Origin of the sequence: Erythrobacter sp., assembly GCF_023653175.1 — a bacterium.
In the GTDB taxonomy this organism is placed as follows: Bacteria; Pseudomonadota; Alphaproteobacteria; order Sphingomonadales; family Sphingomonadaceae; genus Erythrobacter.
Genome location: NZ_JAMNXL010000023.1, coordinates 1 through 21,969 on the forward strand (window position 1 = coordinate 1; position 21,969 = coordinate 21,969).

The following is a 21,969-nucleotide window of genomic DNA, read 5'->3' on the forward strand; positions in this document are numbered from 1 at the left end:
CACGAGCGGCGTTCATCTGCTCGTCGGCACCGGCGCCCTCGCCCGCGCGATGGGGGAGGGCGCTCGGCTCGGTGCTCAGCCGCAGTCGCCCGCCTATCTCGGACCGGCGATGCTGGTCTATGGATTGCCGCAGGCGATCCGCGAGCGGCGGCTGCGACAATGGGCACGGCTTCTCGCGCGCGGCCACGATGCCATCTCGCGCCCGGGCGACCGCCTGCCGATGGCGGGCGCGCTGGCCGATGCGGCGAGCTTCATGCAAGAGGGGCGACGCCACTTTGTCACCACCACCGCGGCAACCACCCGCGACATTGCCTGGAACGGCGAGGAGCTGGACTGATGAGCTTTCCCCAAGCGGTGCAAGAGGCTTGGCACATGGTCGCCCTCTCGCGCGACTTGCGCCCCGGCGCGGTGCGCAAGGTCACGCTGTGCGGCACGCCGATCGCGCTGTTCCGCAGCGAGCGCGGGCTCGGCGCGCTGGTCGACCGCTGTCCGCACCGCAATTACCCGCTCTCCGAGGGCCGCGTGCACCAGGGCGCGCTCGAGTGCCCCTACCATGGCTGGCGGTTCGCGCCCGACGGGACCTGCACCGAGGTGCCCGGCTGCCCGCTGTCCGCTGCCGCCGACCCCCGCCTCAATGCCGCAGCATTGCAGGTGGCCGAGCGGCACGGCGCGATCTTCGTCACGCTCTCCGGCGCGGCGCCCGCCGAGCCGCCCCTGCCGCCCGACTTCGGCAATCCCGATCTCGATCACTTCTGGTGGCAGCAGGGCACATGGGAAGGCCGCGCCTTCGATGCGATCGAGAACGTGATGGACCCCTTCCACACCAATCACCTCCACCACGGCTTCATCCGCCGCCGCGACCGGCGCCTGCCGGTCGATCTCGTCGTTACCAGCCACGGCGACGGGATCGACATGGCGATCGAGCAGACGCAGCCCGATCTCGGCCTGATGTCGCGCTTCCTGGAGCGCGACCGGCAGCGCAGCGTGTCGCGCTATTACCCGCCGACCACGGTGCAGGCGCGCTGGGAGGGCCAGACACGTCTGACCCTGTGCGTCACGGCGATCTTCACACCCGCGACGGAGGGCACCTTCACGCCTTTCGCGCGCTTCTCGACCCCCAAGGGCATCGCGCCCGGCTGGCTGAAGCAGGCGGCGATCCGGCTGTTCCTCGCCCCCGTCGTGGCGCAGGACCGCAAGGCACTCGCCCGCCAGCATGCAGTGATGACGCGCTTCGGCCACCCTCAATTCACGTCAGGTCCCGGAGACATCCTCGGGAGCCGCCTGCACCGGCTTTGGCGCGGCGAGACGCTTGAAGCTGGGCAGGACCTGCCGATCCAAGCGATGCTCTAGCGCCTTCACGCCCCAATCACTGTGACGGCCCATATCCTTTCGCGATGCCGAGTTGGTCGAATGAAATCTGGCTGTCCGCTTCGAGCGAAACAGGCCGCTAGACACATGCCCGAGGAACGACTGCAAAGTCCCAAGACCTTCCGGCAGCTGCCGACCAGTCCCAGTCGGCCCCGTTCAGAGCAAAGTACGTTTGCTCCCGCTGAAATCCGCCGTACAGCTTTCGGGATCGCGCACCGGCCCGGCGCATGGCAGTTGATGGGTGGTATGCGGATTGGCAGCTTATGCTCTGCTCCCGGCGACTTTCACGCTCTCGATCTTGCCATCAAGCTGCTCGATCACGAAATCCATCAAATCGCTGGATGCCCCGCAAGGATCAGTCTACATTCCGCAGCCTTTCGCCACCTTCCGGCCAACCCGCAATAACTGTCTGATAAGTGACGCGCAAATTCCGCACCCTACCGTTGACGTTCTTTACCAGCCGCCATATTGTGTGGGGATCAATGTGGGGTAATAGATCGTGGGCAAACTCACCGTCACAAAGGTCCGCAGCGCCAAACCTGGCCTGAGTGCGTCCGGGAATACAGTGAAGCGCGCCTATCAGGATGGCGACGGACTTTTCCTGCTGGTCTCGCCCGGTGGCACAAAATCATGGATGCTTCGCGTGCAGGTCGACGGCAAGCGCCGTGACATCGGCCTTGGGGCTGCGGACGTTGACGGCTTGGGTCACGAAGCGTTCGGCGCCGACGACACACGCTATTCCAATGTCCCTCTGATGCTGCGCCGAGATTTGTCTTTGGCTGAAGCGAGGGAGAAAGCCGCGGCATTGCGCAAGCTCGCTAAGGCGGGGAGTGACCCAAAAGTCGAGCGAGATAGGCAAAGGGTGAAGGTGCCCACCTTTGCAGAGGCAGTTATTGAAGCGCACGAGGCGCTGAAATCGGGGTGGAGTGACCGCACAGCGAAGGCGTTCAAAGCATCACTGGAGGAACATGCCAACCCGAGGTTGGGCGCATTGAGGGTCAACGCGATTGGCAGTGCCGAGGTCATTACGGCGCTTGCCTCGATCTGGACGGCGAAACCCGTCATGGCTCGCAAGGTGCGTAGCCGGATCGGGCAAGTGCTCGCTTTCGCTAAGGCTCGAGGTTGGCGCGCCGACGCACTTCCCGATGCGCGCGAGTTGCGCACCGGACTACCGAAGCAGGCTCGTGGTGGCAATTTCGCTGCGATGCCCTTTGCCGAAGTTCCCGAGTTTTTTGCAGGTGAGCTTGGAAAGGGAGCAAGTGCCAGCCGCCAAGCCTTGCTGTTCGCCATTCTAACCGCCGCACGGTCAGGCGAAGTGCGTCAAGCGACATGGGAGCAGATCGACTTCGAAGCCCAGACATGGACTCGCCCGGCATCGATTATGAAGATGAGGGACGGACACGTTGTCACCCTTTCGGATGCAACCATCGCGCTGCTCGATTCCTATGCGTCGAAGGGAGAGCGCAAAGGGCTCATTTTTGCGGGCCTGCGCGGCGGAGCGCTGTCCGATATGTCGTTGACCAAAGTACTGCGAACGGCTGGGCGGTCGGAGACGGTTCATGGCTTTCGCTCGGCATTTCGCGATTGGGCAGCAGAGAAAATGCCGACCATCCCCGCGATGGTAGCTGAAATGGCGCTGGCGCACAAAGTCGGCACGGCAACCGAACAGGCTTATCTGCGCAGCGACATGCGCGACATGCGCCGCGCCCTTATGGAAGCATGGGGCCGATTTGCCGCGCCGTCGTTATCGGGCGTGGCTGAAAATGTAACGTCGATACGAACCGCGTCAACGAATTGAAACGACAGGAGACCCTATGGGAGAGTCAAATGAAGTCGGCCGCGCATTGATCACCGAATTGATGGGCTCTCAACCACTCTACGGTCAGACTGCCGAAGGGCATCAATGCCTGCATATTGGCAATCATACGCTCGTCGCAAAGTCTTTGGCGCTATGGGGGGACCCAAGTGTATGGCAACACGATGACGACGCGTTATCCGTGACTTGGGGCGGCGTCTCCGTTCGTTTTCGGCGGGATGAGGCAGGCTCTTGGATTGCTCATGACCTGCCCCCCGCTGGCTCCCTCGATTTGATGTAGAGTCTGCCCCAAGCTGCACTGCTACCCAACCTTGGACCGCTCGGGTCTGGAGTTTTCCGCCTTGCTCAGGTCCGGTGGGCTGGACTCACCGGCTGAGTTTGCCAGCATGATCGGAGGGATATTCCCGATCGCGCTGTGCGGTCGCTCTTCGTTGTAGTGTCTACGCCACGCCTCCAGCTTTTCGCAAGCATCTTGCAGCGACAGGAACCAGTGCGCGTTCAGGCATTCGCTGCGCAGCTTGCTGTTGAACGCCTCGATGAACGCATTGTCGGTGGGCTTACCAGGGCGGGAGAAGTCCAAGGTCACACCGCGCTGGTAAGCCCACAGATCCATCTCCCGAGAGATAAGCTCGCTGCCATTGTCCACCCTGATCGTCTTGGGGTAGCCGATCTCCCGGCATGCCTGTTCCAGCGCGGCGACCACATCCTCGCCCCGATAGCTGAACCGGGGATCGACCACCGGCGATAGTCGTGAGTAGGTATCGACCACCGTCAGGATGCGCAGCTTGCGACCCGTTGCCAGCTGATCATGAACGAAGTCCATCGCCCAGACATCGTTCGGCCGGATCGCAGGGGTCCGGTCCTCACGCAGCTTCGCCTTGACCCGCCGCTTGGGGGTCTTGTTCCGCAGCTGCAAGCCCAACTCCTTGTAAAGCCGATACACCTTCTTAGCGTTCACGACCCAGCCTTCCCGGCGCAGGATGTGATAGACACGGCGATAGCCGTAGCGGACGTGCGTCTCGCAGATCTCCTTGATGCGCTTCTTAAGAAAGGCCGGATCGGTGCGGCGGGACTGATAGTGGTAACTGGAAGTGTCGAACGGCAGAACCCGGCAGGCCCTCCGGATCGACACGCCCCAGTCCAACAGCATCCCGTCGACCAGCTCGCGCTTCCGATCCGGCCTCAGAGCTTTCGCTTGATGACATCCTGCAGCATCTCGCGGTCCAGCGTCAGATCGGCGACGATCTTCTTCAGCCGACTGTTCTCGTCCTCCAACTCACGCAGCCGCCGCATCTCCGATGGCAGCAGCCCCGCATACTTCTTCTTCCAGTTGAAGTAGGTCGCCTGGCTGATCCCTGCCTTGCGGCAGACCTCAGCGACGGGCGTTCCTTCCTCGCCCTGCTTGATGACGAACGCCTTCTGCGCGTCCGTGAACTTCGATGCCTTCACGCCACAACTCCTCGCCCAGCCAAGGATGTCTACAGCGGAAAACTCTTGCCGCGAATGATCCAGTTTTCAGGTGGCAGAGCAGCTGCCGTCGGGCTTCTTTCGCCAGTAGCATCAAGGCAGTCCTTTTGCATACCGGGGAGCATTGAGAGACCTCGTGATTTATGGAGAATAGCATACGCTTGCGAGCCAAGGCGAAGGCGTGGAAAACAAGGGGCAGTCGCAGTGGCAGAACCGTCCGATACCGAGGATCGAGAATATGACGACGACGTCGTGTTTTGCTTTGGCCTGATGGATCCGTGCGAGTGGGCCGCGGAGCTTAGCGCAAAACTCTCGGCTGCCTCATCAGAGCTTAAGGCCGCACGGACGCATTACATTGATCCTTCCAAAGAGATTATCGACACGACCGATGAGGAGGCTTTGGCACGGGTCCGGTCAGGGGTTCAACAATACCTCGCCGAGATTTTTCTCATGCTCCAGGCCATGCCGTTGTTCCAACGACAACCGCATACAATGGAAGCGTTACAGTTCATACTGGCAGGCATTGCAGACATAGACCGTGGCGCCCCTCCAACCTGGCTGGTCAACCCAGCAACCAAGCGGCACCCGAAGAGACTTGAATTGGAAGCGGAGTGGGTGCCCATAATCGCAGCGCTCGAACTTCACTTGTTCATCCTTGAAAAGCCTACTCACGACGCGGCAGCGAAGGCAATTCGAGAGAGGACTGGGCGGGCAGTCAGCACCATCAATGGGTGGCACAAGCGCTTGTTCCGCGCTCCCGAAAGCAGACATGCTGCCGCAAAAATCGCCATTCAGGAGTGCCTCGACGAGATTAGGGCAGTTATCGCCGTTCTGCCAAATGAGCATCGCTACGCAATCGTTCAGCGCCGCATTGATGAACTGCTGCATCAATCATGACGTCGTTTTTTTGAGTTTCCACTTTGCTCTGAAAAATGAGCCGCGTCACCTGATCGTCCCGCCACCGTCCGCGCGCTTCCGCACGGGCCATGGCGGAGACAAGCGCAATGCAGACCATCTATGGAGACATCCATGCCGTTAGCGCCCGGTATGGCTGGAAGAAGACGAAAACGTACGAACTTTTGCGGGACAAGAAGATCAGGGCGAAAAAGCTGGGCGCGAAGACGCTGATCGAATTTGCCAGCGTCGACGAGTACGTCGCGAGCCTGCCCAACTTTGGGGAGGCTTGAGCCATGCCTCTTTCAAACGAAACCCCGGCGGGGTCGCTCGCCGGGGTCTCATGCAATCAACTTGGCCGCTGTTTGCATGAGCTCAATATCCCGGAAGGATCGCACGAACAAGCCATCCCTGAGCTGATCGAATTGCACCTCGGTCGTGAGTTGCTCACCGCAAGGCAGGGAGGATGCACATGCGCGACCTGATATTCCACGTGCATCAGTTCCGTCCGGACTCGCACGGGAAAGATCTCGAGCTGCGAACGAACCTGCTCAGAGCGATGGACTACGCTGCTGCCATGCGCGGCAGGTATGACCGTCCGCGGGCCTACGGTTACGCTGCTGACGCACACGATCTGGCCGGGCATTACGTTTTCCGCAACGTCCCGATCCACGTCCTCGAAATGGCGGTGGAAGCGTGCAGAGCTTTGGCCAAGGCTGCCCAGTTCGTTGATGCGTTAGAGTTGATTGGAGAGGACTGATGAGTTCTCCCCAAACCCTATGCGCGTCACCTTACCGATGGCCTGACCCGGCTTCGCTCCCCACGCGGCGATGGCTTTTCGGCCATTGGCTCCTTCGCGGCGAAGTAACTGCGATCATCGCGCCTGGCGGCACCGGCAAAAGCACGATCACCAATACAATCGCACTCTGCCTTGCCAGCGGAAAGTCCCTCTTGGGAAGGCCTCTACCACGTGGACCTCAAGCAGTCTGGATCTTCAATCTTGAGGACAGCATGGAGGAGCTGGAACGGCAAATGGCCGCTGCCTGCGCATTCCATGGCATCGCGCCAAAAGATTGCGGCAATCGCCTGTACCTCGATAGTGGAATGGTCCAGCCGCTGTGCACGGCCACCGAAGATCGGCAGGGTTTCAAGCTGAACGAGGAAGCCTTTGCTCAGCTTACCGCCACAATCATCAATGAGCAGATAGCCGCGGTTATTGTTGACCCCTTCGTGTCCAGCCATGCCGTGCAGGAAAACAACAACGGGGCAATCGACGCCGTTGCCAAAAGGTGGAAGCGATTGGCTCAGGAAGCCGGCTGCGCAGTGGTGCTTCTCCACCATACCAAGAAGATGGGCGGCCGTGAGGTGACCGCAGAAGATGGGCGCGGAGCAGTAGCCTTGCGCGATGCCGCCCGCATCGTGCTGACGCTAAATGCTATGAGCCAGGCCGAGGCGGAGGAACTAGGGATTTCCGAGGCAGCGGTTCGCCGCACTTTGGTACGCGTCGATACCGGCAAGGCGAACCGTGCTCCCCTTGGGGCGGCAACGTGGATCAAGCTGGAAAGCCAGTGCCTTGATAACGGCGGTGGCAGTGAACCTGCCGACCATGTCGGCGTCGCCTGCCTTTGGGAAAAGCCGGACGTGTTTGATGGCCTTACAACGTGGCACCTTTACATGGTGCAGCAAGGGCTTGCGGCTGGCACCTGGCGTGACAGCGTGCAGTCTGACGATTGGGTTGGTCACCTTGTCGCTAACGTAACTGGCCTGTCCGCCGAAACTGACAAGGGGCGCATCAAGGCCATCATTCGGACATGGAAGCGCAACGACGCGCTGTCCGTCGAGCATCGCCGGATAAACGGCCGGGACGTGCCTTTCGTGATCGTCGGCAAGCTGGTGAACGCTAGCGAAATAGGCTCCCGTCCGCACCTTGCAATGTGTGGTGCGGAAAGTGCGGAAGGTGCGGGCGCGGCCCCCTGATCAACCTGCCCACACCACCACCCCCTTTATTGGGGGTGAGGTGGTGGTGTGGTGCGGTTAATGCAGCTCCCACATCCGTGGCATTATGGCTGGATTGTATGTACCTCGGTCGATGAAACAACGATCGTCAGGATCGCAAAGATCACCCACGCCCAGCGATTAGCCCGGACGGCCCGAAGGCTTCCAGTCTTTGCGAGGATGATCGTGTTGGTGAGCGTGATTGCTGCGAGCAATCCAATGAACGCCCCCACTCCCGCTATCCAACCATAGATCGATCCTGCCCACACGCTGAGCGTGATCATGGTGAGCCAATGCAAGTAATGGTCCTCGCGGACCCGCTCAGGAATCGAAATCTTCATCCACTCGACACCCCCTCCATGCATACCAAAGCGCAAGCGCAGCTAAGTTTGCAGAGTATACTCCGTTGTGAAATACACAACACGTGCCAGCCATCTTGGCGATGGCACTGCGTCAGATCTTGGCCGATAATCTTCGTCGCGCCCGTGTCGCGGCCGGCTTGTCGCAGGAAGAATTGGCCGACGCCGCCGGCGTCGATAGGACCTACGTGAGCGCTTTGGAACGGTGTAAGTATGCGGCCTCTTTGGACGTTATGGAACGCCTCGCCACGGCCTTGAGCGTGAACCCCGCCTCACTGCTGGCGGACGTAGGTGACGTGTCGGCACACGTGGGCAGAACGTAGAGACGTACGTGCGGCTAGGTGCACATCGTCACGGATGAGAGCTTGAAAAGCGTAAGGTCCGCGGGGCCGAGGCCGAGCTCATTCGCGGATGAGGGTAGCTGGACCTTGGGGGGAAGCTGCTGCAGCGTTTCCCGCTGGATCGACGGTTGCGTGGGGTTGGCGGCTGTGAAACGGGCAAAGGCTTCCTGCAGCCGATCGGCGAGCATGTTGCGCTCCTCTTCCTCGGTGCGGGTGGGGATGAGGTCAGCACCACCCTTGCCGGTAATCTCGGTCTTGTCGGTGAGATGCCCGTAGAGCTTGGCAAGGCCCATAGTGGCGGCAACGCAAGCGGAGGGCTTGGCGTGCTCCCGCGCAAGCTCACGATCCTCACGCAACATCCTGGCGATGTCATCGACCGTGACGGCGTGACGTTCCGCATGAGTAGCCCTCAGTTGATCAAGCCTTGCCGCGATCTTGCCGTTATCGAGAAGATCCTTGGCTTTGCGGTTCACGCTGGCAGTAGACATTCCCGTCGCGTTGTAGGAGCGCCGATACGCTTCACTGGCGTTGCCTAGCTCAATGTAGAGCTGACAGAACTTTTCCTGTTTGGGTGTCATAGCGATAGTCTCGCTCAAAACAGGCGAAGCAGCAAGTTGCGGCTCTAGGTGGCAGCGTCGGCGCCGTTTAACTTGATCGTCCAAGGCTTGAAAAATGCCATCCGATTAGCGTGGCAGTCATCGGCAGCTCTCGACCACCTTCGGCCGTTCGCTCCAGCCACCTTCAAGGTCCGCTTCAGACAAAAGCCGGCGTTCAGACGCGCTGGACCGGAAGGTCCGCAAGGCGCCCTATAGTCAGACATTCAACGGACTTCTAAATCATCCCAACACCTGTCGTTCACAGTGTTGGAAGCGATCGAGCATGCATTTCAAGCTAGGTGCGATTGGGCGTTTCATCGGAAAGATCCGGCAGGCAGCTCCCGAACGAGTTCCTTCCGAACCGCCGCCAGCACCCGCTCGGGTAAGACCTCGGAGAAGTGCCTGAACGCACACTGGTTCCTGTCGCTGCAAGATGCTTGCGAAAAGCTGGAGGCGTGGCGTAGTCGCTACAACGACGAGCGACCGCACAGTGCGATCGGGAATAGCCGCAACAGCGGCCCCCTCGCGAGAGGCCGGATACATTTGTGCAGACTGGCACCGTTAACACCCATCGACCCTTGCATGGACAGGGCGGGCCATACATTTTTGCCAGAAGATCCTTCAACGCAGCCTGGTCCAGCATCGCATCGGCCAGAAGCCGTTTGAGCTTGGCGTTCTCGCTCTCGAGCTCCCTCAGCAGCCGAGCCTCGGATACCTCCAGCCTGCCATACTTGGCCTTCCAATTGTAGATCGTCGCTTCAGACACCCCATGCCGTCGGGCCAGATCAACGGTCTTTGCGCCCGCCTCTGCCTCCTTCAGCACACCAATGATCTGCTCTCCCGAAAACCTTGCACGCTTCATCGTCTGTCCTTCCTTCAGGCCAGACTCTAATCGCTCGTGGAGGAAAATCAGGGGTCATGTCACAGGCACTGTTGCTATCGAAGAACCTAAATTTATTATGATATTCGGTTTCGATGGTGTCCATTTGAGGTTGAAATTTTCGGTACGGCAATACCCTTAAGGATAGGTTGGCATTTTCAATCAAAGGGATAATGGCGTCTCGCTCGAAAGGAGCTGTGATTGTGTCTCAGCCGTCAGTCCCCCGTGCGAGCAGCGCTTATTGTAGGCCTGTGCTGTCAAACTTGGATTATCGCAATTATGAGGCCTCATTATCTTCGCGTAAACCACCCGACGTGCTTTCTGCGATGGATTTGCTGAGTGTCGTCCAGTTGTCTCTCCGCCAGCTGGGGCTTCCCTGTGATCGGCAATACATTGAATTGAAGCAAAGGGTGCTTCAGGAGGTTTCCGCGGGCAGGCTAGCGACTGCCCTAAACCTAGTGATCTTGTATACAGCTACCGCTGCTTCTGATGCTGCTTTGGCAGCTCAAAATAGCACCGATGCTCCTATTAGACGTCATGGCAATGCAGGGCGCTGCAACTGGCCAGACCCTCTCCAATGCGCTGATTGCGCAAATCCACACCCGCAAAACCAAGCGTGCCTGTGCTGAATTTGCATCAATCAAGCCAGCGCTGCGTTCAGGCGTCGCCGTATTGATGGCGATGGCAAAGGCACGCGGATGGAGGCGCGGATTTGTGACCTCGACCGAGCAAGCCAACATTAATGCTGTGATGGCACTTGATCCGTACCCATCCGGTGGGGGCCGCCTTGAGCGGGTAGGTAGCGAGCGCTCTTAAGCGTGCTCTTAAGAGTGTGCTTTGGAGCGGTCGGTGGGGCAGGTGCCAGTATTTTCGGGACCGGAGCGGCGCCGTCGGTGGAGTGATGAGGAACCGCTGCGGATCGTGGCTGAGGCCTTTGCACCGGGAGCCAGGGTTGCCGCCGATGTCTGCCGCCGTCATGACGTCCCGTCGAGGTTGATCTACACTTGGCGGCGCAAATTGCTTGATGCAGGTGTGGCGCAGGAGCCAGTCTCCACATCCTGGCCTATAACTTTAAAAGGCTGGTCGCCATCCTCGGTGTCCCGGCGATGATCGCCGCAGTCCAGAACTGAGGGTCAACGGCCACCTTCTGCGCCACTTCGAAATTATCGCCCCTCTTCTGCCAACGTGTTTTTACACGGCACGTCCCAATCTCGGCCATAAGTTGATCGGACGGGCCACGTCGCTCGCGCCATCATTTGACCCTCAACATTCACTCCTATCTGACCTTTCAGCTGCGCACCGCAATTCCTAGCCTTTCCAGAGCTCTGCACGACCTTCAATCAAATTCGATTGCCGGATTTCGGCGTATCCAAATCTGATTTAGAAGCTGCCATTTGCAAAGCGCGCACGTTACCTCACTGTTTTGATGAGGCCATCCCGACAATAGATGCTGCGATCCGTCGCGTAGGGTGTGGGTCCATAGCAGAATCGCTTGGACCGGCATCTCTGCTTGAAATGGAGTTACGGCCTCTGGGCCAAACAGTGCTTAGTGGAGCGGTCTGCCGCAATCGTTCGCTGCCAGCCGCCCAAAGCCACGGCTCATTGTGGGGTACGATGTGGGGATAGATTGACACCTCGCATCCTATCCAACTGTTAAAATTTCTTTATTTTGAATGGGCTGGATGCCCCGCAAGGATTCGAACCTTGATTGACGGAGTCAGAGTCCGCTCTCTTACCATTAGAGGACGGGGCATCGGCCATGCGCCGCGCGGCCCTTCGGCGGCCTCGGCGAGCGCGCTCCCTAGTTTCGCGCTGGCCGAAGGTCAAGCACCCACTTGGTGCTGGCTGCTTGCTTGTGTCACGCCCTTGCGATAACTTGCCTCCCAAGTGCCGCGTGCGTGGAGGCTTGTGCGCGCGGTGATATGAAAGCATTGCGAAAATGGCGGAAACACTCCCGCCGGACAGGAATAGAAGTGCTGGGAAAAACCGGGGCGGCAAGTCCGGCAAGGTAGCCGATTTCCGCTACAAGCGCCCCCCTCAGCCCGATTCTCGCAGCCCTGGCGGCGGGCGGGAGCCCCGCGCCAAGGCGGCAGGCAGCGATGCGCGCCGGCCGATGCGCCCCGTCGACAAGAATGGGGCCGGCAAGAATGCGAGTGGCAAGCCCGCGCGCACCCGGCCCGATCTTGCCGATATCGGCGCGATCCGCAGTGCCACGCACGGCGAGGCCTATGCCGCGCTCGACCTCGGCACCAACAATTGCCGCCTCCTGATCGCGCGCCCCTCGGGCCGGGATTTCACCGTCATCGACGCATTCAGCCGGGTGGTGAAGCTCGGCGAGGGGCTGGCGACCACGGGGCGCCTGTCGGATGCGGCGATGGACCGCACGCTGGGTGCGCTCACCATCTGCGCCGACAAGCTCCAGCGCCGCAACGTGCGCCTCGCCCGCTCGGTTGCGACCGAGGCCTGCCGCCGCGCCGCCAACGGCCCCGAATTCATCGAGCGCGTCCGGCGCGAGACCGGCATTGCATTGGACATCATCAGCGCCGAGGAAGAGGCGCGCCTCGCGGTGCTGGGCTGCCACATCCTGCTCGAATCCGGTGACGGGCCGGCCGTGATCTTCGACATCGGCGGGGGTTCGACCGAACTCGTGCTGGTCGAAGCCGGCAACGAGGGCTCCAGCCGCGTGCCGCGCATCCTCGATTGGCAGAGCGTGCCCTGGGGCGTGGTCAGCCTCACCGACACGGTCGGGCGCGGCGAGGACAGCGAGGCTGCGCGCATCGCCCGGTTCGCGGCGATGCGCGCGATGGTCACGCAAAGCTTCGCCCCTTTCGCGGCGCGGGTCACCGAGGCCGCGCGCCATCCCGACATCCGCCTGCTCGGCACCAGCGGCACGGTGACGACGCTCGCCAGCCTCTATCTCGAACTGCCGAGCTATGACCGCAAGGCGGTGGACGGGTTGATCGTGCCCGCGGGCGAGATGCGCGAAATCAGCGCGCGCCTTAGCGTGATGACCCCGTTCGAGCGCGCGACCCTGCCCTGCATCGGGCAGGACCGCGCCGATCTGGTGGTGGCGGGCTGCGCGATCCTGGAGGCGATCCTCGACCTTTGGCCTGCGCGCCGCCTCGGCGTCGCCGATCGCGGCATCCGCGAGGGGATCCTGCGGAGCATCATGGCTGCCGAGCGTCAGTCGGAACGCTCGCTCAAGGCCTTGAAGAGCCAACGCGGCAACGGGCGCGGCGGACGATGACGCGCGGCGTAAAGGACACCGGTAAGCGGGTGAAGACCGCCAAGGGCCGCACCGCCAGCCAGGTGCGCTGGCTCGAGCGCCAGCTCAACGACCCCTACGTCCGCCAGGCCAAGGCCGATGGCTATCGCAGCCGCGCGGCCTACAAGCTGATCGAGCTCGACGAGAAGTTCGGATTGCTGAAGGGCGCCGCCCGCGTGGTCGATCTCGGCATTGCGCCGGGCGGCTGGGCCCAGGTGGTGCGCTTGAAATCGCCCAAGGCAGAGGTGGTGGGGATCGACCTTCTGGCCGTGGAGCCGCTCGACGGCGTGACCATCTTCCAGATGGACTTCATGGACGACAAGGCCCCCGCCGCACTAACCGAGGCCCTGGGCGGCCCGCCCGATCTGGTCATCTCCGACATGGCCGCGAACACTGTCGGCCACAAGCAGACCGATCACCTGCGCACCATGGGGCTGGTCGAGGCGGCGGCGTGGTTTGCGGTGGAGAACCTGGCGCCGGGCGGCGGCTTCGTTGCCAAGGTGCTGGCGGGCGGGACGGATACCGACCTGCTGGCGCTGCTGAAAAAGCACTTCACCACCGTCAAGCACGCCAAGCCCCCGGCGAGCCGCAAGGGCTCGTCGGAGTGGTATGTGATTGCTCAGGGATTCAAGGGGTAGGGCCGCACAGTTGGCGGCCCCGCGTTTCTCAGCGACCTGCGCCGGGGTTCGAGGGAACCGGCTGCTCGGTGCTGGCACCGCCCGCAGCCTCGGCTGCGCTCGCTTCCTCGCCCTCGACCGGAGCGGCCGCTGCGGCAGGATCGACCGCATCGCCCGCCGCCGCATCGGCGACAAAGGTCGGCACGGGCAGGTTGGTGCCGATCGAATTGAGATACATCGCGATCGCGGCGCGATCCTCGATCTTGGAAAGGCCTGCGAAGCTCATCTTGGTCCCCGGGACGTAGCCCTTGGGGTTCTTGAGCCAGTCGTTCATCTTGTCCCAGTCCCAGGTGCCGCCCAGTGCCTTCAGCTCGCCGCTGTAGGCAAAGCCGCCCTTGGCTGCGACCGGGCCACCCATCACACCCGCAAGGTTGGGGCCGATTCCGTTGGCGCCGCCCGCATCGACGGTGTGGCAGCTCTGGCACTTGGCGAAGGCCTTCTGGCCCGCGGCGACCAGTTCGGCCGCCGGCACTGCGTTGAGCGCTTCGGCCATGGACATCTCGGCCGCGCCGCCGCCGCCTTCCTCGACCGCGCCCTCGATCACGTAGCCGAGCTTCTCGGGGCGCTCCGGCTTGTCGCCGTGGAAATACTTGCCCGAGAGGATCGAGAGACCCAGCCCGAGCCCTGCTGCGAACAGCACCCAGCCGGCGGCCGTGTTGAACAGATCACCGCCACCGTTCTGGCCTGCGGCTTTATCCTGCGAAGAGTTGTCCTGTGTCATCCCGCGCGCTCCATAGTGACGCCCCGCGGCGCGCGCAAGACTGATCGTGGCACATATTCTTGCACCTTTTGCAAGTCAGCACGCCCGGAGCCCATGCGAAGACTTGTGCGCCCGCGCGCACGGCTCTAGGCGCTTGGGCCCATGCGATCCTTCCCCGGCCCCGCCCTCGACATCGTTGACCGGATGCAGCGCGCCGCGGCCGCCGATCCGGCGCGCGCTATCGCCTTTCAGGGCTCCCCCGGCGCCAATTCGCACCGCGCCGCGACCGAAGCCCGCCCTGATCTCGCCCCGCTGCCCTGCTTCAGCTTCGAGGACGCATTGGAGGCGGTCAAGGACGGGCGCGCGGGCGCGGCGATCATCCCGATCGAGAATTCGCAGCACGGCCGCGTCGCCGATATCCACTTCCTGCTGCCCGAAAGCGGCCTGCATATCGTGGCCGAGTATTTCATGCCGATCCACCACGCGCTGATGGCGCTGGGAAGCGGACCCTTCGAGGCGGCCTATTCGCACCCGCAGGCGCTCGGCCAGTCGCGCCATTACCTGCGCGCGCGCGGGATCGTGCCGCTCAGCCACGCCGACACCGCGGGCGCGGCGGCTTACGTGGCCGAGCGCGGCGATCCCAACGTCGCGGCCATTGCCCCGGCGCTCGCCGCCGAGCTCTACGGGCTCACCATCATCGAGAACAATGTCGAGGACAGCGCCGACAACATGACTCGCTTCGTGGTTCTGGCACGCGAGCCGCTCGCGCGAGAAACGCTCGCGGGACGCCAGCTGATGACCACCTTCATCTTCGAGGTGAAGAACATCCCCGCCGCGCTCTACAAGGCGCTCGGCGGGTTTGCGACAAACGGCGTCAACATGACCAAGCTCGAAAGCTACCAGCAGGGCACCAGCTTTGCCGCGACCACCTTCTACGCCGACATCATCGGCGCGCCGGGCGATCCGGCGGTGGACCGCGCGCTCGAGGAATGCGCCTTCCATTCCAAGGAATTGCGCATCCTCGGCAGCTACGAACAGGGCCGCGCCAGACCCTGAGGCGCGGGTAACGCGGTTTCCCGTTGCGCCGCCGCCGAGGGCGTGCCACCACCGCGTCCGGGATGACCGCAGCGGCCGCACAAAGCCTTTCTGAATCGCCAGCCAATTCAGGCGGATCGCCTCCCGCCGGATGGGGGGAGCTGCGCGCCGATGGCGACATCCAGTTCGCTCCGGTCACCATTCCGGAAACGCCCCCGCCCAAGCCCAGCTGGCTCTCCGAACAGCTCGACGCCTTCTTCAAGTGGCTGGCCGAGGTGCTCGCCCCGCTCGGCGAGGCGATGGCGGATTCGTGGTGGTGGCTGCGCTGGGTGCCGGTGGTGCTGGTCGGCCTGTTCGCGCTGGTGCTGGTGATCCGCCTGATCGACCCTGCGCTGCTGCGCTTCGGGCGCAAGACCAAATCCGCGGGCGGCCCCGCGCAAGAAGACACCTGGCGCCCCGATGCTGCCGCCAGCCTCGCGCTGCTTGAGGATGCCGACCGGCTCGCGGCGGAAGGGCGCTTCGACGAGGCGACCCATCTGCTGCTCCAGCGCAGCGTCGCGCAGATCAGCGCGGCGCGGCCCGACTGGGTGGAGCCTTCGAGCACCGCGCGCGAGCTTGCGATGCTGCCCGCCCTGCCCGCTCCGGCGCGCGACGCCTTCCGGGTGATCGCGGCGCGGGTGGAGGCTTCGCTGTTCGCGCTGCGCCGCCTTGAACGCGCCGACTGGGAGGCCGCCCGCGCCGCCTATGCGGAATTCGCGCTGGCCCGAATTGATGGGGCCCGATTCGACCGCAAGGCGCTCGCCGCATGAGCGCTGCTGCCGCCCGCCCTGCTGCCTTCTCGCGCCTCGGGGCCTTCGCGCTGATTGCGGGCGGCTTTGCGCTGTTTCTCGCGATGCTGTGGCTGATGAGCGCGGACGCGGATTTCGGGGGGGAACGCGGGCGCGGGCAGGCGCATGCGGCGAGCAACGGGCTCAACGGCTATGCGGGGCTTGTCCAGCTGGTCGAGGCGCAGGGCTACAGCGTCGAGCGGTCGCGCAATGCGCAGGATCTCGAAACCCGCGACCTGCTGGTGCTCACCCCGGCGATCTACAGCGATGCCGAGGAGATCGGCGAGATCCTCGAGGAGCGCCGCCTGCTCGGGCCGACGCTGGTGATCATGGGCAAGTGGTGGGCGAACGCGCCCGGCCCCAATCTGCCGCCCAAGGTGCAGGCGAAGTTCAGGCGCGGCTGGGTGACGATCAACGGCGCATCCCCGAGCGAATGGCCGGACGAGCTGCCGGAGCCCTATCGTTTCCAGCACGCCATCCACCCCCGCAAGGCCAACGCCATGGCCTTCGACATTGGGCCCCCGCAGACGGCCCCATCCGCTGCCCCCAAGGCGGAGGCTGCGCCGCCCAAGCCAGGCCCTCCGGCGCGCTGGGGCGGGATGGGGCTGTCGGGCAAGCTGCCGCGCGAGGAAGTGCTCCACGCCGAGCTCGAAGGCGGGCAGCAGGGGCTGATCATCGACCCGGCAGGCCGGGTGCTCGCCTTCGGCATCGACTTGGGCGCGCGCAGCGAACCGGACAGCGCCGAGGAGGAAGATGCCGACATTTTCACCCAGCGCGCCTATCCGGTGATTTTCCTCGCCGACCCCGATCTTGCCAACAATTATGGCCTTGCCGATAGCCAGCGCGCAGCGGCCGCGATCGCGCTGGTTGACCGACTGGCGGAGCCCGAGGACATCGACCACGTCGTCTTCGACATGACGCTGAACGGGTTCGGTGCGTCCGAGAACCTGCTCACCCTCGCCTTCCGCCCGCCCTTCCTTGCCGCGACGCTGAGCCTGCTCATCGCGCTCCTCATCGTCGGCTGGCGCGCGTTCCAGCGCTTCGGCCCGGCAGCCGCGAGCGGCGGGCCCGACATTGCTTTCGGCAAGCGCCAGCTGATCGCCAACGGCGCAGGGCTGATCGTGCGCGCGCGGCGCTTCCGGCTGCTGGGCGCGCCCTATGCCGCGCTCGCCGCGCGGCGGCTGGCCGAGCGGCTCGGCCTTGCGCGGCCCGATCCGGACGCAATCGACGCAGCCCTCGCCCGCCGCCTTCCGCAAGAAGAACCCTTCACCCGCCGCGCCGCGCGCCTCGAGGCGGCGGCCAAGCCCGCCGACATCCTCGCCGCCGCGCAAGGCCTCGATGATCTCGCCACCAAATTGCAACAGGGACCGAAATGACCATGACACTCGAAGACGTCCGGAGCCTCACGGGCGCCATCCGTGCCGAGATCGCCAAGGCGATCGTCGGGCAGGAGCCGATGGTCGACATGCTGCTGGTGGCGCTGCTGAGCGAGGGCCACGTGCTGCTCGAAGGCCCGCCGGGCACCGCCAAGACTTTCCTCGCGCAGAGCTTTGCCACCACGCTCGGCCTCGATTTCGGGCGCATCCAGTTCACGCCCGACCTGCTGCCGGGCGACATTCTGGGTTCGAACCTGTTCAACTTCCAGACCAGCCAGTTCACGCTGACCCGCGGGCCGATCTTCTGCGACCTGCTGCTCGCCGACGAGATCAACCGCACCCCGCCCAAGACCCAGGCCGCACTGCTCGAGGCGATGCAGGAGCGGCGCGTGACGCTGGATGGCGAGACCCACCGGCTGACGGACCGCTTCATGGTGCTCGCCACGCAAAACCCGATCGAGAACCAGGGCGTCTATCCGTTGCCCGAGGCCCAGCTCGACCGCTTCCTGTTCAAGCTGCTGGTGCCCTACCCCGCCGAGGAGGAGGAAGCGCGGATCGTTGCCACCTATGGCAAGCGTTCGGGCCCGCAGCGTCCCGCCGATCTGGGCGTGACCGCTGTGACCAGCGCCGCAGGGATTGCCGAAGCCACCGCCGCCGTCGGCGAGGTCACCGTGGCCGAGGACATCACCCGCTACGTCGTGGGCCTGATCCGCGCGACCCGCGAGCATTCGGAGCTCACCGTAGGCGCATCCCCGCGTGCCGCCGTGCTGCTGGCAGGCGCCGCGCGCGCCCGCGCCGCGCTCGACGGGCGGGCCTATGTGATCCCCGATGACGTCAAGGCGCTCGCCGTGCCGGTGCTGCGCCACCGCTTGACGCTCTCGCCCGCCGCCGAGATCGAGGGGCGCGACATGGAGTCGCTGGTGGCAGAGCTGGTCGAAGCGACCGAAGCGCCGCGCTGACGTGATCCGCGTCCTCCGCCTTGTCCTGGGCATCCTGCTGCTGCCGCTGCGGCCGCTGATGGTGATCGCGCCGTCCGAGCGTGCCGCATGGGCAGCCGCCGCGCTCGCGCCCGTTGCGGTGGTGATCGCCGCGACCGCGCCGGGGGCATGGATCGCCGCGCCCTTGCTGGGGGGCGCGCTGCTGCTGCTGATTGCGGTGGATGCGCTGCTGATCGGCAAGTTCGAAGGCTGGGAGATCCGCACCGCCGAAGACATCGAGGTCGGCCAGCCGAGCAACCTCGCGATCACCGCGCGCTTTGCCGGCCGCCAGCCTGCCCACGCCGATGTCGCGCTTGCCTGCGATCCGCGGCTGGCGGCGGAGGGCCGCGTGACCCTCACCCTCACCCCCGAGCCCTATGGCGAAGGCTGGCGCGGCGAGGCCACCCTCACCCCCACCCGCCGCGGCACCGCGCTGGTGGAGCGCGCATGGATCCGCTGGGTGGGGCCCTTGGGCCTCGGCGGGCGGCAGTTCGATTACGCGCTCGGCAAGACCGTGCGCATCTGGCCCGACCTCTCGCCGGTGCGCTCGCCCGACTTGCAGACCTTTCTGCGCAACGCCCAGATCGGCCTCATCAACCGCCGCATCCGGGGTGAGGGCACGCAGTTCGAGGCGCTCTCCGAATACCAGCCCGGCATGGACCGCCGCCGCATCGACTGGAAGGCGAGCGCGCGCCACACCCGCCTCTTCGCGCGCGAGAACGAGAGCGAGCGCAACAACCAGATCGTCTTCGCCTTCGATTGCGGGCAGGCGATGTGCGAACCGGTCGACGGCCTGCCGCGCATCGACCGCGCGGTCTCGGCGGCGCTGACCTGCGGCTATGTCGCGCTGAAGGGCGGGGACAAGGTCGCGCTGTTCGGATTTGCCCGGCGGCCGCAGCTGATGACCCCCTTCATCGCCGACGCGCGCGCCTTCCACCGCTTGCAGAGCGCGGCAGCGGGGCTCGATTACGAGCCGGTGGAGCCCAACTTCACCCTCGCGCTGGCGACGCTCACCGCCAAGCTCCAGCGCCGTTCGCTGGTTGTGGTGTTCTCCGATTTCACCGATCCCACCGCCGCCGAACTGATGGTCGAAAGCCTCGGGCGGCTGGTGAACAAGCATCTCGTGCTGTTCGTCACCATGACCGACAGCGAGGTCGAGGAGCTGATCACCGCGCATCCCGGCGACATCGCCACCCTCGCCCGCAGCGTCACCGCCGACAGCCTCGCCCAGCAGCGCAAGCTGGTGCTGACGCGGCTGCGGCGGCTCGGGATCGACGTGCTCGAAGCCCCGTGGGAGAGCATCGGCCCGCGCCTGATCGACCGCTATCTGGCGATCCGCAACAGCGAGGCGATTGGCTGATGAAGGCCCCCGTCATCTCCTCATGGTTTGGCCGCGGCGCGGTGGAGGCGCCGCCCGACATTGCCAGCGCCACGCTGCGTTCCGACCGCTTCCGGCTGGAGCGCGAGGGCGAGTGGAAGCGGCTGGAGGCGATCCTTGTCCGCATGGAGAAAGGCGGGCTCAGGCGTATCGCCGATGATGATCTGATCGCGCTGCCCGCGCTCTACCGCACCGCCGCCTCCTCGCTGTCGGTGGCGCGCGAGACGTCGCTGGACGCCGCGACCCTCGCCTATCTCGAGGCGCTGGTGCAACGCGCGTGGTTCCAGGTATACGGGCCGCGCATGGGATTCGTGCGCTGGCTGCGCGGCTTCATCTTCGGCGGCTGGAGCCGCGCGGTGCGCGAATTGTGGCTCGACATCTGCATCGCGCTGTTCGTGATGGTCGCGGGCACCATCGTCGGCTGGCTGCTGGTCGCGCAGGACGAGGCGTGGTTCTTCCGCCTCTTCCCCGGAGGCCGCATGGATCCGCGCCAGCCGGGGGCGAGCCGCGAGGAGCTGCTTCAGGTACTGAAGCATGACGAAGGCGCCGCCGGGCTCGCCGGTTTTGCCGCGCAACTGTTCAGCAACAATTCGGCCGTGTGCATCCTCGCCTTCGCGCTGGGCTTCGCCTTCGGCATCCCCTCGCTGCTGCTGCTAGTGCACAACATGGCACTGATGGGCGTGCTCTTGTGGCTCTACAACGGGCAGAACCTGGTAGTGGAGCTGGCCGCGTGGCTCTCCGTGCATGGCACGACCGAATTGTTCGGCATCATGCTCTCGGGCGCGGCGGGGCTGCATATCGGGCGGGCGATGGCCTTCCCGGGCAAGCTGCCGGTGCTCGAGGCCGCCGCCGCCGCCGGGCGCCGCTCTGCGGTGGTGATGGTCGGCGTGACGATCATGATGGTGGTTGCCGCCCTGCTCGAGGCCTATCCGCGCCAGCTGGTCGAGGACACCGCCAGCCGCTTCGTGATCGGGGGGACGATGCTGGTGTTCTGGCTCAGCTACTTTGTCCTCTATCGCCCCGCCCCGCGCCCCGACGATAATTCCGCCGCCGCCGCCACGCCGGAGAGCGTCGCATGAGCGGACGCGGCATCGCCCCCGCCTATCGCGACGAAAAGCGCGCGCGCACGCTGGTGACGCCCGAGGGTCTTGCGCTCCCCATCGCCATCGCCCCGCGCGCCGCCCGCGCGGGCGCGCTGATCATCGACTTCATGATCCTGCTGTTCGGCCTCATCATCGTCCAGATCACGATCTACTACATCGCCCGCGGGCTGCTCAATGCGACCGGCTTCGACCCTGACGAGATGTCGAGCGCGGCGCTCGAATTCCTCGGCATCGCCATGGCGATCCTCGTGTTCTGCGCGTGGTACGGCTATTTCCTTGTGCAGGAACTCGGCCCGCGCGGGGCGACGCTGGGCAAGCGCATCGTCGGCATCCGCATCGCCGCGCGCGGGGCCGCGCGGCTCACCCCGGAAGCGGTGATCGCGCGCAACCTGCTGCGCGACATCGAGATATTCTATCCGCTCATCACCCTGCTCGTCCTCGCCATGCTGGCCGAGCGGGGCGAGCCCATCGGCGTGCTCGGCTGGGTGGTGACCGGCTGGTTCGCGCTGTTCCTGCTGTTCCCGTTCTTCAACCGCGATGCCCTGCGCGCAGGCGACATCATCGCCGGCACCTGGGTGATCGAGCGCCCGCGCGCCAAGCTCGCCAAGGTGCTCTCGACCGAGGGCGCGGCGGCCGCGGAAGGCGCGAGCGGGGTCACCGGCGTGCGCTATGCCTTCGGCGAGGCGGAGCTTTCGATCTATGGCGAGAAGGAGCTCCAGACCCTCGAACGCATGCTGCGCGACAGCCCGCACGAGGCGCTCCAAGCCGTCCACGCCACGATCTGCCGCAAGATTGGCTGGGACCCCGGCGCGGGGGACGAGCGGGCTTTCCTCGAGGCCTTTTATGCGCAATTGCGCGCGAAGCTCGAAGCCGACTTGAGGTTCGGCAAGCGCAAGGCGGACAAGTTTGCATGAG

The 21,969-nt window shown here is 64.3% G+C and carries 23 protein-coding genes, 1 tRNA gene and 2 pseudogenes; 20 read left to right on the forward strand and 6 right to left on the reverse strand.

Annotated elements, in window-relative coordinates; genetic code table 11:
- The 3 genes from NBV68_RS04665 to NBV68_RS04675 form a co-directional block, all read left to right on the forward strand.
- The coding region (locus NBV68_RS04665) for a hypothetical protein (protein WP_296307622.1) at positions 1-337 on the forward strand (337 nt) is incomplete at its 5' end.
- Positions 337-1,350, forward strand: coding sequence for an aromatic ring-hydroxylating dioxygenase subunit alpha (locus NBV68_RS04670; RefSeq protein WP_296307624.1), 1,014 nt, complete (start codon positions 337-339; stop codon positions 1,348-1,350). The genes NBV68_RS04665 and NBV68_RS04670, both read left to right, overlap by 1 nt.
- 517 nt (positions 1,351-1,867) lie before the next feature.
- Positions 1,868-3,166, forward strand: coding sequence for a site-specific integrase (locus NBV68_RS04675; protein ID WP_296307627.1), 1,299 nt, complete (start codon positions 1,868-1,870; stop codon positions 3,164-3,166).
- A gap of 319 nt (positions 3,167-3,485) precedes the next feature.
- Here the strand turns inward: NBV68_RS04675 and NBV68_RS04680 are convergent.
- Positions 3,486-4,633, reverse strand: a protein-coding gene (locus tag NBV68_RS04680) for an IS3 family transposase (protein WP_296307629.1) whose coding sequence is annotated in 2 segments (ribosomal slippage) — positions 3,486-4,372 and positions 4,372-4,633 — 1,149 coding nt in all. Because the reading frame shifts where the segments join, the coding sequence is not laid out codon by codon here.
- A 222-nt stretch (positions 4,634-4,855) separates the two neighbouring features.
- Between NBV68_RS04680 and NBV68_RS04685 the strand changes: the two genes are divergently transcribed.
- The 4 genes from NBV68_RS04685 (at position 4,856) to NBV68_RS04700 (ending at position 7,522) form a co-directional block, all read left to right on the forward strand.
- Positions 4,856-5,548 carry a hypothetical protein gene (locus NBV68_RS04685; RefSeq protein WP_296307630.1) on the forward strand — a complete coding sequence of 231 codons (693 nt, stop codon included), beginning with the start codon at positions 4,856-4,858 and terminating at the stop codon, positions 5,546-5,548.
- A gap of 107 nt (positions 5,549-5,655) precedes the next feature.
- Positions 5,656-5,838, forward strand: coding sequence for a hypothetical protein (locus NBV68_RS04690; protein ID WP_296307632.1), 183 nt, complete (start codon positions 5,656-5,658; stop codon positions 5,836-5,838).
- Between the two features lie 179 nt (positions 5,839-6,017).
- Positions 6,018-6,305: a hypothetical protein gene (locus NBV68_RS04695; RefSeq protein ID WP_296307634.1), complete on the forward strand. Its 288-nt coding sequence runs from the start codon at positions 6,018-6,020 to the stop codon at positions 6,303-6,305.
- A complete protein-coding gene (locus NBV68_RS04700; protein WP_296307636.1) occupies positions 6,305-7,522 on the forward strand; it encodes an AAA family ATPase in 1,218 nt (405 codons plus the stop codon). The genes NBV68_RS04695 and NBV68_RS04700 overlap by 1 nt, the downstream gene beginning before the upstream one ends.
- 83 nt (positions 7,523-7,605) lie before the next feature.
- Here NBV68_RS04700 and NBV68_RS04705 read toward each other — a convergent pair whose 3' ends face one another.
- Positions 7,606-7,881: a hypothetical protein gene (locus tag NBV68_RS04705; protein ID WP_296307637.1), complete on the reverse strand. Its 276-nt coding sequence runs from the start codon at positions 7,879-7,881 to the stop codon at positions 7,606-7,608.
- A 101-nt stretch (positions 7,882-7,982) separates the two neighbouring features.
- Between NBV68_RS04705 and NBV68_RS04710 the strand changes: the two genes are divergently transcribed.
- On the forward strand, positions 7,983-8,222 hold the full coding sequence (locus NBV68_RS04710) for a helix-turn-helix transcriptional regulator (protein ID WP_296307657.1): 240 nt from the start codon (positions 7,983-7,985) through the stop codon (positions 8,220-8,222).
- A 14-nt stretch (positions 8,223-8,236) separates the two neighbouring features.
- On the opposite strand, the gene NBV68_RS04715 is transcribed toward NBV68_RS04710, so the two are convergent.
- Positions 8,237-8,818, reverse strand: coding sequence for a terminase small subunit (locus NBV68_RS04715; protein ID WP_296307638.1), 582 nt, complete (start codon positions 8,816-8,818; stop codon positions 8,237-8,239).
- 396 nt (positions 8,819-9,214) lie between these two features.
- Between NBV68_RS04715 and NBV68_RS04720 the strand changes: the two are divergent.
- Positions 9,215-9,340 (forward strand): annotated as a pseudogene (locus tag NBV68_RS04720) (integrase core domain-containing protein); the annotation flags it as partial.
- Positions 9,341-9,440: 100 nt separating this feature from the next.
- On the opposite strand, the pseudogene NBV68_RS04725 reads toward NBV68_RS04720, so the two are convergent.
- A pseudogene (locus NBV68_RS04725) lies at positions 9,441-9,698 on the reverse strand (transposase); the annotation flags it as partial.
- Between the two features lie 507 nt (positions 9,699-10,205).
- Here NBV68_RS04725 and NBV68_RS04730 point away from each other — a divergent pair.
- Both NBV68_RS04730 and NBV68_RS04735 read left to right on the forward strand, forming a co-directional pair.
- The gene (locus NBV68_RS04730; protein ID WP_296307639.1) at positions 10,206-10,532 is read left to right on the forward strand and encodes a hypothetical protein; all 327 of its coding nucleotides are present in this window, start codon (positions 10,206-10,208) and stop codon (positions 10,530-10,532) included.
- A gap of 42 nt (positions 10,533-10,574) precedes the next feature.
- Positions 10,575-10,826, forward strand: coding sequence for a transposase (locus NBV68_RS04735; RefSeq protein WP_296307658.1), 252 nt, complete (start codon positions 10,575-10,577; stop codon positions 10,824-10,826).
- 569 nt (positions 10,827-11,395) lie between these two features.
- Here NBV68_RS04735 and NBV68_RS04740 read toward each other — a convergent pair.
- Positions 11,396-11,469: transfer RNA gene (locus tag NBV68_RS04740), tRNA-Gln, on the reverse strand.
- A 186-nt stretch (positions 11,470-11,655) separates the two neighbouring features.
- On the opposite strand from NBV68_RS04740, the gene NBV68_RS04745 reads away from it, so the two are divergent.
- Together NBV68_RS04745 and NBV68_RS04750 are read left to right on the forward strand one after the other, a co-directional pair.
- Entirely contained in the window at positions 11,656-12,963 is a 1,308-nt protein-coding gene (locus NBV68_RS04745; protein ID WP_296307641.1) for a Ppx/GppA phosphatase family protein, read from the forward strand.
- A complete protein-coding gene (locus tag NBV68_RS04750; RefSeq protein ID WP_296307643.1) occupies positions 12,960-13,619 on the forward strand; it encodes an RlmE family RNA methyltransferase in 660 nt (219 codons plus the stop codon). The genes NBV68_RS04745 and NBV68_RS04750 overlap by 4 nt, the downstream gene beginning before the upstream one ends.
- 28 nt (positions 13,620-13,647) lie before the next feature.
- On the opposite strand, the gene NBV68_RS04755 is transcribed toward NBV68_RS04750, so the two are convergent.
- Positions 13,648-14,379, reverse strand: a complete 732-nt coding sequence (locus NBV68_RS04755) for a cytochrome c family protein (RefSeq protein WP_296307645.1) — start codon at positions 14,377-14,379, stop codon at positions 13,648-13,650.
- 141 nt (positions 14,380-14,520) lie between these two features.
- Here NBV68_RS04755 and NBV68_RS04760 point away from each other — a divergent pair, with 141 nt between their 5' ends.
- The 7 genes from NBV68_RS04760 to NBV68_RS04790 all read left to right on the forward strand — a co-directional run bounded on the left by NBV68_RS04760 (position 14,521) and on the right by NBV68_RS04790 (position 21,968).
- The gene (locus tag NBV68_RS04760) at positions 14,521-15,414 is read left to right on the forward strand and encodes a prephenate dehydratase (protein ID WP_296307646.1); all 894 of its coding nucleotides are present in this window, start codon (positions 14,521-14,523) and stop codon (positions 15,412-15,414) included.
- Between the two features lie 62 nt (positions 15,415-15,476).
- On the forward strand, positions 15,477-16,202 hold the full coding sequence (locus tag NBV68_RS04765) for a hypothetical protein (RefSeq protein ID WP_296307647.1): 726 nt from the start codon (positions 15,477-15,479) through the stop codon (positions 16,200-16,202).
- Complete coding sequence (locus NBV68_RS04770) at positions 16,199-17,596, forward strand: DUF4350 domain-containing protein (RefSeq protein ID WP_296307648.1); 1,398 nt, start codon at positions 16,199-16,201, stop codon at positions 17,594-17,596. Before NBV68_RS04765 ends, NBV68_RS04770 begins: the two co-directional genes overlap by 4 nt.
- Before the next feature lie 2 nt (positions 17,597-17,598).
- Positions 17,599-18,555: a MoxR family ATPase gene (locus NBV68_RS04775; RefSeq protein ID WP_296307659.1), complete on the forward strand. Its 957-nt coding sequence runs from the start codon at positions 17,599-17,601 to the stop codon at positions 18,553-18,555.
- A 58-nt stretch (positions 18,556-18,613) separates the two neighbouring features.
- Positions 18,614-19,933 (forward strand): DUF58 domain-containing protein, encoded by a 1,320-nt coding sequence (locus NBV68_RS04780; protein ID WP_296307662.1) that lies wholly within the window; start codon positions 18,614-18,616, stop codon positions 19,931-19,933.
- Positions 19,933-21,030 carry a stage II sporulation protein M gene (locus tag NBV68_RS04785; protein WP_296307649.1) on the forward strand — a complete coding sequence of 366 codons (1,098 nt, stop codon included), beginning with the start codon at positions 19,933-19,935 and terminating at the stop codon, positions 21,028-21,030. Before NBV68_RS04780 ends, NBV68_RS04785 begins: the two co-directional genes overlap by 1 nt.
- On the forward strand, positions 21,027-21,968 hold the full coding sequence (locus tag NBV68_RS04790; protein WP_296307650.1) for an RDD family protein: 942 nt from the start codon (positions 21,027-21,029) through the stop codon (positions 21,966-21,968). Before NBV68_RS04785 ends, NBV68_RS04790 begins: the two co-directional genes overlap by 4 nt.
- The last annotated feature ends 1 nt before the right edge of the window (position 21,969 follow it).